This window comes from uncultured Campylobacter sp., from assembly GCF_937997535.1.
In the GTDB taxonomy this organism is placed as follows: domain Bacteria; phylum Campylobacterota; class Campylobacteria; order Campylobacterales; family Campylobacteraceae; genus Campylobacter_B.
Map to the genome: position 1 here is coordinate 21187 of NZ_CALKTT010000026.1, position 15661 is coordinate 36847.

Consider the following 15661-nt stretch of genomic DNA (forward strand, 5'->3'; position numbering starts at 1 on the left):
CGGGCGCTATCAAGCACCGAAATTTTAAAAACCGTATCTTGAGCGGGGCTTATGAATTAGCGCAAATTTAACTTCTGAGGCGCGAGCCCGCTAGGAATCTGAAATTTAAGCGGTATTTATCCGCGCAGCCTGCAAATAAAGCAAACGTAAAATTTTAAAATTTTGCACGAGTCGCGATAAAATTTGCGTGGTCTTAAATTTTAAATTTCGCAGCTGCAGAATTCTACGGCGTAAAAATTTTAAGACACAAATTTCAGGGCACGCGCAGTTGCGATATAAAATTTCGTAGCAAGAATTTTTGCAGTCTGACGGCGCAAAATTTCTACGATATAGAATTTTAAAACAAAGCGGCAGGCGCAGCTCGCGCGTAAAATTTTAAAATTTATCGCTAATCGCAGGTAGTCTAGCAGGGCGTGCTATTAAATTCCAGCAATATTTATGGTTTTGCTTGTAACATTGCCGCAAAATGCGGGTATCGACGCAAAAAATTTAAAGGAACGAAAAATGCAAAAGAGCGCGATTGAGACACGCGGCATTCCCGCCGCCGTTTGGGGGAGCCGCTCGAAAAAGGTTTATATCTACGCTCACGGGCAAGGCGGAAGCAAAGATGATGCGGAACTTTTAGCTTCCGTCGTTTGCGAGCAAGGCTGGCAGGTAATTAGCTTTGATCTGTCCGAGCACGGACAGAGACGGCACGAGCCCGCTTCTTGCGATCCGCGGCGCGCTATTATGGAATTTCGCGAAATTTTATCGTATGCGAAGAAGCGTTGGGAAGAAATCGCGCTGTTTGCCGTTAGTATAGGGGCCTGGTTCAGCCTGCAAAGCTTCCGCGACGAAAAGCTTAGCGACTGCCTCTTCGTCTCGCCGATACTTGATATGAAATACGTTATTTCAAATATTATGCGTAGGGCTGGCGTTAGCGAGGAGCGATTGAAGCAAGAGCGGATGATTTTGACCCCTGTCTGGCAACCGCTTTTTTGGGAATATTGGAGTTTTGTTTTGAATAATCCGATCACTAAGTGGGAAACGCCCAGCAGAATTCTATATGCAGAAAACGACGATATGACGCCTCTTTGTATCGTTAGAAATTTCGCGCAGAAGTTCGACTGCGACTTAAGCGTTATGAAAAACGGCGAGCATTGGTTCCATACACCGCAGCAGCTAGATTATTTGCGTAGTTGGATCAAATCGGCGGTTGAGAATCGGCGATAAAATTCTATGAGAGATTTTAAAACTCACGCCCAAGCCCGTGCTGATAAAATTCCGCGCGTCTTCGGGGTGCAAATTTCATAAATTTAAGATGATCTTGATATTTTGCTTTAATACGCTTGTTTTATGAGGCGCTTTTCGTAAATCTCAGCTCGCATCGCGTCACGCGAGGGGCATAGCTTCAAAGCACCCATTTCATAAATTTAACCGCAATAGCATAAATCATGACCGATATGAATTACAAACTAAAATATGATTAAAATTTAGCCGATAAGCTGTCAATATAAATGTAAAAATGCCAATTTTAAAGCTAAATTTTAAAAAATGTCTATAAAGATGAATTCTTGAAATCTTAGCATGTTTTTGGCACGAGGTGCGAGCCGACGCACGGCTACGCACTTCACTAGCACTATCGCGCTCATGCTGCACGGATGCTTTACGAATCCATAGTAGTCGCGCGATTAAATTTTAAAAATTATTTGCCTATTCTAAAGCCATTTAACTTCATATAAGTCGTATCTTTATGAAATGCTTCGCATCGCTCCCTGTTGCGATTGATATTCGAGGTCTCGAAAAAATATCCATCACTATCTTGACGCAAGGTGATCGTCGCGCAAAAGATCATATCGTTTTTGAGTTTCGGTCCTACTCCGTAATCAAAGGATTGATTTAAAGTGACGGTTTTTTCTAGATCGCTATCACTAAACTGCCTGGAGCCCGTCATACTTTTAAGCATTCTAAATCCACCTTGATTGAGGTAATCTCTTTGTATATCCTTAAATACACCTTCAAGCTCGACTGCATACGCCTTAACCAAAACCTCATCCTTAGCACCGCTTAATTTAGGATATATTATTTTTACTATCACGAAAATTATGATCGCTAAAAATATTATTCCGCTAACGCCGCCGCCTACTGCCGCACCTTTTCTCATTTTCATCATTTTACTCCTTCGTCGATGTCCTTTACCAAGGCATCTATTTTTTTATTAAGCATGAAATTTTCATAGCTTTTTTGGATATAGGCTTCAAGCAGTTCGCCCGCATCCAAATGATCGCTGCCGCGAGTTAAAATCCGCCAGTCCCTACCGAAGACCTTCGCAAAGTCATCATCCAGGCTTATCGCGTATTTTTTCGTCAAAGACTTACTCGTCAGCTGAACTGAAATTTCTTTCATTTATCGCCTAAATTGTCGCCCGCCAAAATATCGTCGATCTGCTTGCTTAGATCCTCATCGCTCATCTTGCGATATGCCAGATCGTTTTCAAGCGTGCCAAGCTGCATCCCCAAGGCCTCGTTTTGCGCCTTGACCGTCGCTAGCTCGGTGCGTAGCTTTTCGTTTTCGTCCCTAGCCTCGGTGTATCGTCTAATCAGCTCAGCTACTTTATTGCTTAAGCCCTCGACCTTTTTCTCTTCGTCAAAGATTGATTCCATTATTTCGCCTTTTCTGATATAATTTAAATAAAAATATTACCCAAATTTGGCTTTAAAAAAGGAAAAATTTTGCAAAATTTTAAAATCGAGAGCAAATTCTCCCCAAGCGAGGATCAAGAAAAAGCGATCGAAGGCATCGTCGCGGGCTTTCAAAGCGGCAACAAATACCAAACCCTTCTCGGCGTTACCGGCTCGGGTAAAACTTTTACCATGGCAAATATCATCAAGCGCCTCGGAATTCCCGCGCTCGTAATGACGCATAATAAATCTCTCGCGGCGCAGCTTTATAGCGAGTTCAAGGGCTTTTTCCCGCAAAATCACGTCGAGTACTTCATCAGCTACTACGATTACTATCAGCCCGAGGCCTACATCCCCAGGCAGGATCTTTTCATCGAAAAGGACAGCGACGTAAACCAAGAGCTAGAGCGCTTGCGACTAAGCGCCACGGCGAGCTTGCTAAGCTTCGACGATGTCATCACCGTGGCGTCGGTTTCGGCAAACTACGGCCTGGGCGATCCCGCCGAATACAAAGGCATGGTGCTGTTTTTTGAGATCGGATCAAAATTTAGCACTAAATTTTTGCTTCGCAAGCTCGTCGATATGGGCTACAAACGCAACGACGATTTTTTTGATCGCGGGAATTTCCGCGTAAACGGCGACGTGATCGACATCTACCCCGCGTATTTTAACGACGAGGCGTTTAGGATCGAGTTTTTCGGCGACGAGATAGAGGCGATGTATCATCTGGACGTGCTCGAAAACAAAAAGACGCAAAGCGTCAAAAAATTTATTCTCTACCCGACGAGCCAGTTCATCGTGGGCGAACAGCGCCTAAAATCGACGATCAAAGGGATCGAGGAGGAGCTTGAGCAGAGGCTGAAATTTTTCGAGGACGCGGGCAAGCTCGTAGAGGCGCAGCGACTGAAAGGGCGAGTGGAATTTGACCTTGAGATGCTGGGCGCTACGGGAATGTGCAAGGGGATCGAAAACTACGCGCGCTATCTGACCGGTCAAAAGTCGGGCGAGACACCCTATTCGCTCTTTGATTACTACGAGAGCAAGGGCAAGGACTATCTCGTCATCGTCGATGAAAGCCACGTGAGCCTGCCACAGTTTCGCGGGATGTTCGCAGGAGATCGCAGCCGCAAAGAAACGCTCGTGCAGTACGGCTTCCGCTTGCCTAGCGCGCTTGATAACCGCCCGCTGATGTTTGATGAGTTTATCAATAAAAAAGCTAAATTTCTATTCGTCTCCGCAACGCCCAATGATTACGAGCTGGATCTTAGCCGCGGAGCCGTATATGAGCAGATACTGCGCCCGACGGGACTACTCGATCCGCAGATTATCTTAAAAGACAGCGACAACCAGGTCGAAATTTTACACGATATGGCAAAGGAGGTCATCGCGCGCGGCGAGCGGATCTTAGTAACCGTGCTAACCAAAAAGATGGCGGAGGAGCTGAGCAAATACTATCTGGAGCTTGGGCTTAAGGTCAAATATATGCACTCGGACATCGACGCAATCGAGCGCAACGAGCTCATCCGCGGCCTACGTAGCGGCGAATACGACATGCTCATCGGTATAAATTTGCTCCGCGAGGGGCTCGATCTGCCCGAAGTAAGCCTTATCGCGATCATGGATGCCGATAAGGAGGGCTTTTTGCGCTCGCGCACGAGCCTTATTCAGACGATGGGGCGAGCCGCGCGAAACGTGAACGGACAGGTCGTGATGTTTTGCAAAAAGATCACCGCTTCGATGCAAGAGGCGATCGACATCACCCAAAAACGCCGTAAATTTCAAGATGAATACAACCGCGCTCACGGCATAACGCCGCATTCTGCTAGCCGCAATATCGAAGAGAGCCTAAAGATCGAGGACGGCACCGAAATTTTAAGAAAGGGTGCCAATTTAGAGAAGATGCCCGCCGCCGAGCGCGCCAAGATCGTAAAGGAGCTTCGCAAGCAGATGCTCGATGCCGCGGCCGCGCTGGAGTTTGAAAAGGCCGCTGCGCTGCGCGATGAGATCGCGAAGCTTAGGAAGCTGTAAGCTGCAAAGCCCGAAATGTCGTGAAATTTGCGCGTGAAATTCCGTCGAACAGAGCGTGAAATTTACACGATTTAAGGGCGAAATTTATGCGCTAGATTTGCGCGAGCCCTTACCGTACCTAATCCGTCAATGAATTAAAGCTTGTCACAATTTTCTCTTTTAAATTTTGATATGGTATCCAAAACAATAAAAATTAAAACCATATGAGACATTGCTAGCATAAACCATTTCTTCGGTGTAATATAATATCCTCTATCCGCAAATCTCATAAAATATCTATTCCCTTTTATGCTTTCTCGTTCGCCTAAATTATCGTCTAAAATAAGAATTTGATAAGCCGTTTTCGTTTTAAACGGAAAGGGGAATTCAGAATACCAAATCCTAACTTTGCGATCTTGCAAAAGATCAAAACGTAGTATATTTCTTTGTTTGTCATATATATAAAATTCATCTATCCCTTTATAATTTAGTCCCAAGGAAACCTTCTCTACGGCTTTTCTTTCGCTATCATAAAATTGCAATAACCACCAGCTTCCTCCCCTTAACGCGGAATCGCTAGTAAAACCTGTTACTATGCCATCTGTGATTTTGAGATCACTTAAATTTTTTGGATTAGACAAAGCGACTATATAATACCATGCGTAAGCGACAAACATTAGGCAAAAGTAAATTTTTATCTTATTCCAAATGCTTAGCCATTCATAAAAATTCCTAATTGCTTTCACACCGACCTTTTAATTTAAATATTCTTATTTTAGCGCCGATCCCTTAAGTAAGTATATAAAAATTTGGCTCAACAAAACTTTAATGCAAATACAAGGGGTATTAAGTTACGATAAGCCAAATTTAAACATTCGTCCAAACCCGCCGCTTAACGCCATCTTTGCAGCTCTTTTATAAGGTTTCGCAGCTTTCACCTCATCGAAATTTAGCATAATTTATCGTCTTTTGGAATATAGGTGCTTCGGTTGAAAAAATAGCATAAAAGAAAAACTAATATGCAAATCGGGGCTATAAAGATTCCGTATAAAGTGCCGGTGCCGCTTAACTCATCTCGCGAACCTCCCATTGCCGAAGATAGAAATAGCAAAGTGGGAAATAAATCAAGACTAAGCTAGCCGTATTCTCAAAAGCAAAAATCGTCAAACTGGCATCTTGATTTTTTATGAAAAAGCTGCTGTATTTTTTTGTCTTGTAGCACTTTAAACAAAATGCCGTCAAGCAAATGGATAAAACTACCGCCGCACAAAACAAAAGAGGTTCGGGCATCTGAATATCCACGTAAGAAATAAGTCGCGAAACTACCGATGCAATGCCGAACAAAAGCGCTAAAAATACCATACTAGAGCACCTAATTAGCCTATGTTTGTCGTATCGCTTCTTTAAATTCTCCGGTATTGCGGCGAATTTTTTGTCTAACTCTTTCATCTCGGCTTGAAATTTTTCGCTCACGGCTCGCTCCTTTTAAGCGTTTAAATTTTAGAGATTATATTAAATTCGGCGCCGCGTCTTTTTGATGTCACACCTTGCGGTTAAATTTTAAAATTTACCGCGTTACATTCGCGAAAAGTCGAAAAATTTTAAACTCGGCAAAGCATTAAAATTCCCGTCCGCCTTTAAATTTAGCATTTTACCGCAGCTAGCAAAGCTCTAAATTTTCCACGCGCAGCGGTCTTTCGCCTTCGAAAATCACCCCGATGCCGAAAGGCTCGCAAATATCAAGCGCGCCCGGACCCCAGCAGCCACTGTGTATCGCGCGCGTAAAACGTGCATTGCGGCAGCTCAAACGGCAGATCGCAAACGGGCACGTCAAGCAGCCTAAGCTCATCCTCGCTCAAACGATACTCGCGTCTAAGCTCGTCTCGCAGGAAGACAAGAGCGTCTTTTACGTACTGATCGATGTCCCAGGCGTCGCTGCGCGAGCAAGACCCCGCATCATCCACATCCGCCGTATCTACAGACACGAGACAAAACGGCACCTCGCCGAAGCTTTTGCTTTTTAGTGCCAGCTCCGCGTACCAAATAAAGCCCTCGTCCGTCGCGACTTTTTCAAGCTCGTCAAATTTCCAAGCCATTTTTTGCATTTTATTTTCGCTCATCTTTTAAAATTTTAATGCCGCGCCCATTTTTGCGCGCCGTGTTTAATCCGCACCGAAATAAAATTTGGCTCGCTTCTCAGCGGACGGGCAATGATAACGAAGCAGATTACTTTTAAATTTTAAAATTTCAATGAAAGCCACTTTAAATTTAAAATTTCAAAAGACCTGCCGCTGTCTGCCGCGAGCGGCGATGAAATTTTAACGCCGCGTCTTACGGCGAAATTTTAAAATTTAGCGCGCCGTAGAGACAGCGCACCGTAAAATTTCACGCCGTAAAATTTAAAAGCGAAATTCCGCGCCGAAATTTTAATTCAAAATTCCACGCCTGCAAGCGTAAAATTTAGAGCTAAATTCCATTGCGACGCCGTAAAATTCTACTCGTTAAATTTTATAAATTTGTCCGCTTTTAAATCCGCAAATTTAATACGCCTTTACGAGCCGTAAATTTTTTAAATATATGACGCCGTCAAAAATGCCGCCCCCATTCGGCGCGGGCCAAGAAATGGCGATTCTTTTCGGCTCCCTGTCATATTCGGGCGAGCAACGATTCTTGGAGCAGTCTATTTTAAATACCTCTTTATCGTTGCTATCAAAATCTGTCTGGGTAGAATTTTTAGGAATTTCCAGCGTGTGGATTATACGATACGGCTCGCCCTCTTTTGTGCGGGCGGACGTTATTTTTATTAGCGTATCTGCGCTGTCGTCCGAAGTCCTATAGACCCCGTCTTGCCCTAAGCCCGCCAGCTCGAATTTTTTCTCCTTGCTATAAAATGCCGAGATTATGGAGCAGCCGCTAAAAAGCAAAACTGCCGCAAATAACGCAAACGCTCTCATTTTTCCTCCTTAAGCGGGTTAAATTTAGTTCTTAAAACTATGAATAGGTGCCGGTATCTGGCCGCCGCGGGCGATGAAGTCCGCCGATGAGTTTTTATTTACGCTCATCACGGGCGCGCTACCGAGTAACCCGCCAAATTCCAGCGTGTCGCCCTCTTTGCCTTTTGGGATGATGCGCACGGCGGTCGTTTTTTGATTTATCACGCCGATCGCGGCCTCGTCGGCTATGATCGCGGCGATCGTCTGCTCGGGCGTATCCTCAGGGATCGCGATCATATCGAGCCCCACCGAGCAGATCGCGGTCATTGCTTCGAGCTTTTCTAAGCTTAGCGAGCCTGCGCGCACCGCAGCTATCATACCCTCGTCTTCGGAGACGGGGATAAACGCGCCGCTAAGCCCGCCTACTTGGTTGCAGGCCATCACTCCACCCTTTTTGACCGCGTCGTTTAGTAGCGCAAGCGCAGCCGTCGTGCCGTGCGTGCCGACGCGCTCTAAGCCCATCTCCTCAAGCACGCGCGCGACCGAATCACCCACGGCAGGGGTCGGAGCTAGCGAGAGATCGACGATGCCAAATTTCACGCCCAGCCGCTCAGACGCCATTTGACCGACGAGCTGTCCGATGCGAGTGATCTTAAACGCAGTCTTTTTCACGGTCTCGGCGACCATGTCAAAGCTCGCTCCGCGCACCTTCTCAAGCGCGCGTTTTACGACGCCCGGGCCCGATACGCCCACGTTTATGACGACCTCGGCCTCTCCCACGCCGTGAAATGCGCCCGCCATAAAGGGATTATCCTCGACGGCGTTGGCAAACACGACCAGCTTTGCAGCGCCCAGATCTGAAAGCCGCGCCGTTTCTTTGATCACGCGCCCCATATCGGCGACCGCACTCATATTTATGCCCGTCTTGGTCGAGCCGATATTTACCGACGAGCAGACCTTCTGCGTCGCGGCGAGTGCGGCTGGGATCGAGTCGATTAAAATTTTATCGCCCTTTGCGTAGCCCTTTTGCACTAGCGCCGAAAAGCCGCCGATAAAGTCGATACCGACCTTTTTGGCAGCCTCGTCCATCGCTCTAGCAAGCGGCACGTAGTCTGCGGCATCCGTCGCCGCGCCGATGATGGCGATAGGCGTTACGCAGACGCGCTTATTTACGATCGGGATGCCAAGCTCTGCTGAAATTTCATTACCGACCTTTACGAGATCGCGCGCTTTATCGGTGATCTTGGCGTAAATTTTCTCCGCTGCTTTGTTTATATCGGGATCGATACAGTCAAGCAGGCTGATACCCATCGTGATCGTGCGAATGTCGAAATTTTGCTCCTCGATCATCGCGATCGTTTCGGTTACGTTTTTGATGTCCATTTGTGCGCCTTAGATGTTGTGCATGGCGTCAAAGATCGCCGAGCTTTGGATGTTGATTTTAACTTTTAACTTTTCGCCTAGCTCGTTTAGCTCCTCGCGCAGAGCCGTGAAGTCCTGCTTTTCCTCACTGGAAACCACCGCCATCATCGTAAAAAACTCGTCCAAAACCGTCTGACTGATGTCGTCTATGTTTAGCCCAAGCTGCGCGAGCTTGGCCGAAACGCCCGCTACAATGCCAACCTTGTCCTTACCGATCACCGTTACGATCGCTTTCACTCTTACTCCTTTTTAAAATTTATTTAGCTATTTTGAGCGCGGAAGCCCTTTAAAACTACTGAATTTTGCCGCCGTTTGAAATTATTAGCGCAAACACAATTGCGACAAAAGCGTAAAATATTACCGCGAGCCATATCGCCCATCTATTCACGCCGCCGCCCCGTCTTAGGGCTTCATCGTCCTGTTTATCCAGCAATGAAACAAAACTATAGCAAACGAAATATTTCGCCATAGTTCCGCTACTGACGCTAATCGCCATTCCTATACTTCTATCATATTCATCCAAAAACGGAATAAAGCAAGAAATTACCACAACGGCAAATAGGGCTGCGGCAATTTTATACTCCTTGCGGTACAGAAAAAAGAACAGCGTGCCGAAAAATCCCCACCAACTCCACGTGCTTACATAATTTAACTCGCGCTGCTTGCCCGCGGCGAAAAATTTCTCGCAGGCGCGTGCGTAAATTTCAACCTTGCTAGGAGTTTGCAAGAAAATTTCCAGCTTCTGCCGAAGCAGCTTGCCGTCAGATAAAATTTCTCTAGCATAATCCGTCATCTCACTCTCCTTAGCGATAAATCCCCACGGCGGCGCGAACCTTTTGCATCAATGAAGCAGCCGTCGCGGCCGCTCTTTGCGCGCCCTGTCTTAGCATCTCGTCCAAAATTTCGCGGTGGCTTTGATAGTATTCGAATTTATCTCGCGCGTCTTTGAAGTAGCTAAGCACGAGCTCGTTTAGATACGCCTTGAAGTGCCCGTGCCCCTCACCGCCCCGCTCGTAGCGAGCCTGTAGCTTCGTCTGCTCCGCTTCGCTTAAAAACAGCTTCGCGATATTATAGACATTGCATCCGCGCCACTGCTTAGGCGCCTCTAGCGGCTCGGAGGTCGTTACGATACTTGAAATTTGCTTCTTTAGCGTCGCGGCATCTGCAAAAATATCGATCGTATTGCCGTAGCTCTTGCTCATCTTCGCGCCGTCTGTGCCCGGCACGATCGCTACTTCATCATTTACGCGCGCTTGCGGAATAGTTAAAATTTCGCCGTGGGCGTTGTTAAATTTAAGCGCGATGTCGCGAGCGATCTCGACATGCTGGATCTGATCCTTGCCCACAGGCACGACCTCCGCGCTGTATAGCAGGATGTCCGCCGCCATCAGAACGGGGTAGCTAAACAGATCGTGTTTGCTCTCAAAGCCCTTGGCGATCTTGTCTTTGTATGCGTGCGCTCGCTCGAGTAACCCCATCGGCGTATATCCGCTTAAAATCCAGTAAAGCTCCAACACCTCTTTCACGTCGCTTTGCACCCAAAACACCGTCTTTTTCGGATCTATCCCGAGGGACAAAAACGCCGCGGCGGCCTCGTAGGTGGAGTTTTTTAGCTTTGCGCCGTCGCTTACGGACGTGAGCGCATGGTAGTTTGCGATAAACATAAACATCTGCTCGCCCGCGTTTTGCGCATCTACCATCTGCTTGATGCTCGCGAAGTAATTGCCCAAATGCAGCTTGCCGCTGGGCTGAAGACCCGTTAAAATTCTCATCGTTGCTCCTTTAAATCAAAATCAGATCGCCGTCTATAAAGCCCACGGCGACGTGCTTGCACTTAAAAATTTTAGCGCCAGGCATCTGCTCTCGCAGCTCGCGCAGAGCCTGCACGAGCAGTTTTAAAACCTGCCGCCACGAAAGCTCATTTAAAAATTCAAGCTGCAAGCGTGAACATTCGGGATAAAATTCATCCTCGTCCTCGCACGCCCAGTCGTCGTCATCCGCGTCGTAGCTGCTCGATCCCGCGAGCTCAAGCGCATAAGGCTCGTAAAGATCGAAGTGCCACGCGATCACTCGCTTTGGAATTTCCTCGCGTTCTAAGCCCTCGATCAATTCACGCAGCTTTTGCTTTAGCGCCTCTTTCTTTTTAAGCTTATCGCCTTTGCCCTCTTTGCCGTGCGGCTCGGAATTTTTGCCGCCGCCAGAGCACTTCTGCTTAGACATCTTTTTTCCTTTTAAATTTAGCCCGTCGCAGGCGGAACAAATTTCTTTTACGATCTTTTTCACGCTTTTATTTTCGACGTCGATTACGATGTCGGCCTTTTTTTCATACGCCCCGTCTCTTTGAGCGTGCAGCGCCGCGGCCTTTTGTAGATCCGCTAGCAGCGGGCGCTTAGCAAATTTTTTCTCCGCGTTCTCGCTATTTTTTAAGCGATCAATAATCCCCTCAAAGCTTGATTTCAGATACACGACGGTGCCGATTTTGTTTAAATTTTTCACGGCGTAAAAACCGCCGCCCGTAGATATCACGGCGCAGCGGACGGACTTTTCTAAAAATTTCGCAAGGCTCGCTTCCATCTTTCTAAAACTCTGCTCGCCCTGTTCTTTAAAAATTTGCCCGATCTTTTTATTGGCGTAGCTTTCGATCATATCGTCGCAATCAAGCGCGAACATCCCGCTTTGCGCAGCCAGCGCCCGCGCTACCGTGCCCTTGCCGACCCCCATAAAGCCGATGAGCACGATATTACCGCTCTTCATCGCTCTCCCCTTTTTTGCGCGGCAGCAGCACTAGCGGACTTCCCGAAAGAGCAAAGCTCGCGCGTAGTCTGTTCATTAAATAGCGCTTGTAGCTAAAATGCAGCGCTTGCGGGCGGTTCATCACAAGAGCGATCTTCGGCGGTGCAAAGCCGATCTGTGCGGCGTAGTAAATTTTAACCGATTTGCCCCGCTCGCGAGGTATCGGATGCGCCTTTATCGCGGATTCTACCGCTTCATTGATCCTTGCGGTGCCGAGCTTACGCGTGAAATTTGAATAAACTTCCAAAATGAGCGGGTAAATTTTATGGATCCGCTTCCTGTCCGTCGCGCTGACGCTGATGATCGGCGCGTAGGAAAGAAATTTAAACCTATCGCGCAGATCGCGGCAAAACTCGTCGTAATCGCGCTCGCAAAGATCCCATTTGTTTAAAATTATGATGAGCCCGAGTTCAAATTTAGCCGCAAGCCCCGCGATGCGCTCGTCCAGCTCGTTTAGCGGCTCGCTTGCGTCAAGCACCAAAAGCGCGATATCGGAGTTTTGCAAGATTTTTTCGGTGCGATTTAGCGCGAAACGCTCTATGCCCTCGATCTTACCGCGGCGGCGAATGCCCGCCGTATCGATAAACTCGAGCGTGCGCCCCTCAAATTCCGTGCTTTCGTTCACCGGATCGATCGTCGTGCCCGCATAATCGCTCACGACCGAGCGCTGCGAGCCCACAAGCGCGTTTAGAAGGCTTGATTTACCGACATTTACTCGCCCGATGATACCCACGCCGATGGTCTTGTCTGCATAAAATTCCTCGTCGCGCCCCTCTTTCGGCTCGCCCTCGTCGTTAAAGCCCTCTATAAAATCATCAAAAATTTCATCCTCGTCCTGCCTCGCGGGCGCAGGGTCTAAAAAGCCATATATCCACTCTTTCAGCTCATCGATGCCGCTGTTGTGCGAGACGGAGATAGGGAAAAATTTAACGCCGAATTCGTTAAACTCCCAGCTACGCTCCTCGTCGCGCTTGCCGTCTATTTTATTGACCGCTAGGGCGATGGGCTTACCGAGCTTTTGCAGCGAGAAAAATATCCGCCGCTCATCGTCGCTCGGAAGCAGCTTGCCGTCCGTCATAAAGATTATCAAATCCGCGCTCTTTGCCTCGCTTAGCGTCTTAGCTTGCACGCGCACAAACAGCTCGGAGGCGTCGTCCAAGCCGCCCGAATCGATCACGCGCATGCGGCGATCGAAAATTTCGGCTTCGGCTTTGTTGGTATCGCGCGTCGTACCCGCAACGTCGCTGGTAATAGCGATGCGAGCACCCGCTAGGCGGTTAAAAAGGCTCGACTTGCCGACATTGGGGCGCCCGATGATGATCAAACTTTTCACGTTCGTCCTTGTAGTTTTTGGCGCGATTATAACCAAAAATAGATTAAAGCCAAATTCTACGCGCTCGCTCGCGGAAGGAAGCGGCAAAATTTTATAAAATTTAGGCGCTAAATTTAGAAATTTTATCGCGGCGCTAGCAAAACGCCGCCTAGATAAAAGGCCTCAAGGCGCGCGATCCGTCGCCGCAAACGACGCGAAGCGGGGGCGATGCGTAAATTTTAAAACCGAAGTCTGAGCGCGAAAACTAGCAACTGAGGCGCGGAACGGGCACAACCGCGCGAAAGCATAAAAGCCCGCAGCTACGCAAATTTGGCTGCTTTGCGCATACAAGCGCCGAATTGCAAAAACGAGCCGTCGCGCCCAAACGTGCAAAAACAGGCGGTGCGGCGAAATATTAAAACGGCGGAATATTAAAATTTAATCATTATGCGTGTATAATTCCGCAAATTTAAAGGGGCGCGATGAAATACGACAACTTCTTGCTGCGCCGCTTGGGCGCGTATTATACGCCGGCGGCGAGCTTTTACAACTCTCTTACGGGCGTTTTTGCCAAGCTTTTGGGCGCGCAAATTTCATCGCTTGAGGTCGTGCTCTTTCGCAATCTGCCCGGACTTTTGATCCTGCTTTATAAAATCAAGGCGCGTCCCCGTACGGCGCGCTTCGCAAACAAAGGTGGTCATCCTTTTACGCTCGCGTTTCGCGGCATTATCGGGATTTTGGGGCTGATGGTATTTTTTTATAATGTCGCTAACATCAGCCTCGGCGAGGCATTTACTTTTCAAAAAACGGCACCCATTTGGACGGCGATCATTGCGTACTTTACTCTCGGCGAAAAATTCGGCACGATGGGCTGGTTCTCGGTCTGCTTGGGCTTTGTGGGCATCGTTTTGGTAATTCAGCCGCAGTTTGGCTTGCAGCCGAGCGATATTTTTGGAATTTTAAGCGGATTATTCGCCGCGATGGCGCTTACCTCCGTGCGCGGGCTGCGCAAATACTATAGCTCCGATACGATCATCCTCTCGGCGCTTCTTGCCGGCACGCTGATGCCCGTAGCGCTTATGATCGCGGCGGAATTTATATACGCGCCCGCGCTGAGCTTTATGCTTTGCAAATTTAAAATTCCAAACGCGCAGGGCTGGCTCTTTGCCGTGCTTCTGGGGCTGCTGGGGCTGTTTTATCAAACCTACGTCACCAAGGCCTACGCCGCGACGCGCAAAGCGGGCATAGTAGCTACGATCAGCTACACAGACATCATCTTTTCGACGCTATTTGGGCTGCTGCTAGGCGACGCCCTGCCCGGTTTCATGGCGCTTGGGGGCATGGCGCTCATCATCGTCGCGGGCGCGCTCGTCGCGAACAGAAAGTAGCGCGCGATGAAGCAGAAGCTTTACTCCGCGTTTTGGCTGAAACATCTGGGCGTTTATTACATGCTCGTAGCGAGCTTTTATTTCGCGCTAAACGGCGCGCTAGCCAAGGTCATGGCGGAGCGGATGAGCAGCGCCGAGATCGTGTTTTTCCGCAACGTCGTAGGCATCGCGATCGTGCTGTTTTCGCTACGGCGGGTAAAAAATCTTGGCCCGGGCGGCAAGCCGTGGCTGCTCGCGTTTCGCGGCTTTATCGGCAGCTGCGGTATCTTAGCGACCTTCTATAATATCGCTCACATCGATCTTGGCACCGCTTTTACCTTCCAAAAGACGGCGCCCATTTTCACCGCGCTATTTTCGGCGTTTTTCTTAGGCGAAAAGCTAAGCTCCAAGGGTTGGTTTGCGATACTGCTCGGCTTTGGCGGGATTTTACTCGTCGTGCGCCCGCACATCGGCATCAGCGTAACCGATGCAGTGGGAATCTTCGGCGGCATGTGCGCGGGGCTTGCATACACGAGCGTGCGCGAGCTCCGCAAACACTACGCCACAAACCTCATCGTGCTAGTTTTCGTCTCGTCCGCTACCTTTCTAAGCGCGATGATGATGGCTGCGGGTTGGGCGCTCGGTGATAGCGAGGTCAAAATTTTAGGGCTTTTCAGCGGAGCGGATTTAGCGAGGCTTGCTTACTTTAATCTACCGAGCCTGCTCGGCTGGGTGCTCGTGGCGCTTCTGGGCGTCAGCGGGATCTACTTTCAAATTTATATGACGCGCGCCTATGCCGCTTCGCGCAAAGCGGGCATCGTCGCTGCGATCAGCTACAGCGATATCCTCTTTAGCATGGCGCTCGGAATTATGCTAGGCGACCATCTGCCCGGTCCGATCGTGCTAGCGGGCATCGCGGTGGTGATTTTAAGTGGAATTTTAATCGCCCGCGAGCGCTAAATTTAAATTTAAAACCGATTCAAACGCGGTGCGAGGCTAAATTTAAATACGCACCAAGCCCGTGCCAAATTTCAGCGATATAAAAGTCTTAAAAAGCTAAGATTGCGATAAAGTTCTACGGCGTAGAAATATTTTTCGACGGATTTAAATTTTATGCATTTTATCGGTATCGACATCGGTTCGACCTCATCAAAGGTCGCCGTTATG

Annotated in this window: 16 protein-coding genes and 1 pseudogene; 4 read left to right on the forward strand and 13 right to left on the reverse strand. The window is 48.3% G+C overall.

Annotated elements, in window-relative coordinates; translation table 11 throughout:
- Positions 1 to 504 precede the first annotated feature (504 nt).
- A complete protein-coding gene (locus Q0117_RS02775) occupies positions 505 to 1212 on the forward strand; it encodes an alpha/beta hydrolase (RefSeq protein WP_297922225.1) in 708 nt (235 codons plus the stop codon).
- A 472-nt stretch (positions 1213 to 1684) separates the two neighbouring features.
- Here the strand turns inward: Q0117_RS02775 and Q0117_RS02780 are convergent, their stop codons facing one another.
- Genes Q0117_RS02780 through Q0117_RS02790 form a run of 3 tightly spaced genes read right to left on the reverse strand, consistent with a single transcriptional unit; the run spans position 1685 to position 2642 of the window.
- Positions 1685 to 2152 carry a hypothetical protein gene (locus Q0117_RS02780; RefSeq protein ID WP_297922228.1) on the reverse strand — a complete coding sequence of 156 codons (468 nt, stop codon included), beginning with the start codon at positions 2150 to 2152 and terminating at the stop codon, positions 1685 to 1687.
- Positions 2149 to 2385: a hypothetical protein gene (locus Q0117_RS02785; protein ID WP_005871317.1), complete on the reverse strand. Its 237-nt coding sequence runs from the start codon at positions 2383 to 2385 to the stop codon at positions 2149 to 2151. Before Q0117_RS02785 ends, Q0117_RS02780 begins: the two co-directional genes overlap by 4 nt.
- On the reverse strand, positions 2382 to 2642 hold the full coding sequence (locus tag Q0117_RS02790; RefSeq protein ID WP_297922231.1) for a hypothetical protein: 261 nt from the start codon (positions 2640 to 2642) through the stop codon (positions 2382 to 2384). Before Q0117_RS02790 ends, Q0117_RS02785 begins: the two co-directional genes overlap by 4 nt.
- Positions 2643 to 2711: 69 nt before the next feature.
- Here Q0117_RS02790 and uvrB point away from each other — a divergent pair, with 69 nt between their 5' ends.
- A complete protein-coding gene (gene uvrB, locus Q0117_RS02795; RefSeq protein ID WP_297922234.1) occupies positions 2712 to 4688 on the forward strand; it encodes an excinuclease ABC subunit UvrB in 1977 nt (658 codons plus the stop codon).
- Positions 4689 to 4822: 134 nt separating this feature from the next.
- On the opposite strand, the gene Q0117_RS02800 is transcribed toward uvrB, so the two are convergent.
- The 10 genes and pseudogenes from Q0117_RS02800 to der form a co-directional block, all read right to left on the reverse strand.
- Positions 4823 to 5413 (reverse strand): hypothetical protein, encoded by a 591-nt coding sequence (locus tag Q0117_RS02800; protein ID WP_297922237.1) that lies wholly within the window; start codon positions 5411 to 5413, stop codon positions 4823 to 4825.
- A 319-nt stretch (positions 5414 to 5732) separates the two neighbouring features.
- Positions 5733 to 6140 carry a hypothetical protein gene (locus tag Q0117_RS02805; protein WP_297922240.1) on the reverse strand — a complete coding sequence of 136 codons (408 nt, stop codon included), beginning with the start codon at positions 6138 to 6140 and terminating at the stop codon, positions 5733 to 5735.
- A gap of 266 nt (positions 6141 to 6406) precedes the next feature.
- Positions 6407 to 6772 (reverse strand): hypothetical protein, encoded by a 366-nt coding sequence (locus tag Q0117_RS02810; protein ID WP_297922243.1) that lies wholly within the window; start codon positions 6770 to 6772, stop codon positions 6407 to 6409.
- A 435-nt stretch (positions 6773 to 7207) separates the two neighbouring features.
- Positions 7208 to 7621 (reverse strand): hypothetical protein, encoded by a 414-nt coding sequence (locus Q0117_RS02815; protein ID WP_297922246.1) that lies wholly within the window; start codon positions 7619 to 7621, stop codon positions 7208 to 7210.
- A 24-nt stretch (positions 7622 to 7645) separates the two neighbouring features.
- Positions 7646 to 8983: a PFL family protein gene (locus Q0117_RS02820; protein WP_297922249.1), complete on the reverse strand. Its 1338-nt coding sequence runs from the start codon at positions 8981 to 8983 to the stop codon at positions 7646 to 7648.
- Between the two features lie 9 nt (positions 8984 to 8992).
- A complete protein-coding gene (locus Q0117_RS02825) occupies positions 8993 to 9259 on the reverse strand; it encodes an ACT domain-containing protein (RefSeq protein WP_005871308.1) in 267 nt (88 codons plus the stop codon).
- Between the two features lie 55 nt (positions 9260 to 9314).
- The gene (locus Q0117_RS02830) at positions 9315 to 9815 is read right to left on the reverse strand and encodes a DUF2628 domain-containing protein (protein WP_297922252.1); all 501 of its coding nucleotides are present in this window, start codon (positions 9813 to 9815) and stop codon (positions 9315 to 9317) included.
- 10 nt (positions 9816 to 9825) lie between these two features.
- Positions 9826 to 10794: a tryptophan--tRNA ligase gene (gene trpS, locus Q0117_RS02835; protein ID WP_297922255.1), complete on the reverse strand. Its 969-nt coding sequence runs from the start codon at positions 10792 to 10794 to the stop codon at positions 9826 to 9828.
- Between the two features lie 487 nt (positions 10795 to 11281).
- A pseudogene (locus Q0117_RS02840) lies at positions 11282 to 11776 on the reverse strand (shikimate kinase); the annotation flags it as partial.
- The gene (der, locus tag Q0117_RS02845; protein ID WP_297922258.1) at positions 11763 to 13148 is read right to left on the reverse strand and encodes a ribosome biogenesis GTPase Der; all 1386 of its coding nucleotides are present in this window, start codon (positions 13146 to 13148) and stop codon (positions 11763 to 11765) included. The gene der and the pseudogene Q0117_RS02840, both read right to left, overlap by 14 nt.
- Positions 13149 to 13609: 461 nt before the next feature.
- Here der and Q0117_RS02850 point away from each other — a divergent pair, with 461 nt between their 5' ends.
- Entirely contained in the window at positions 13610 to 14515 is a 906-nt protein-coding gene (locus Q0117_RS02850; RefSeq protein WP_297922261.1) for a DMT family transporter, read from the forward strand.
- A 6-nt stretch (positions 14516 to 14521) separates the two neighbouring features.
- Positions 14522 to 15454, forward strand: coding sequence for a DMT family transporter (locus Q0117_RS02855; protein WP_297922264.1), 933 nt, complete (start codon positions 14522 to 14524; stop codon positions 15452 to 15454).
- Positions 15455 to 15661 lie beyond the last annotated feature (207 nt).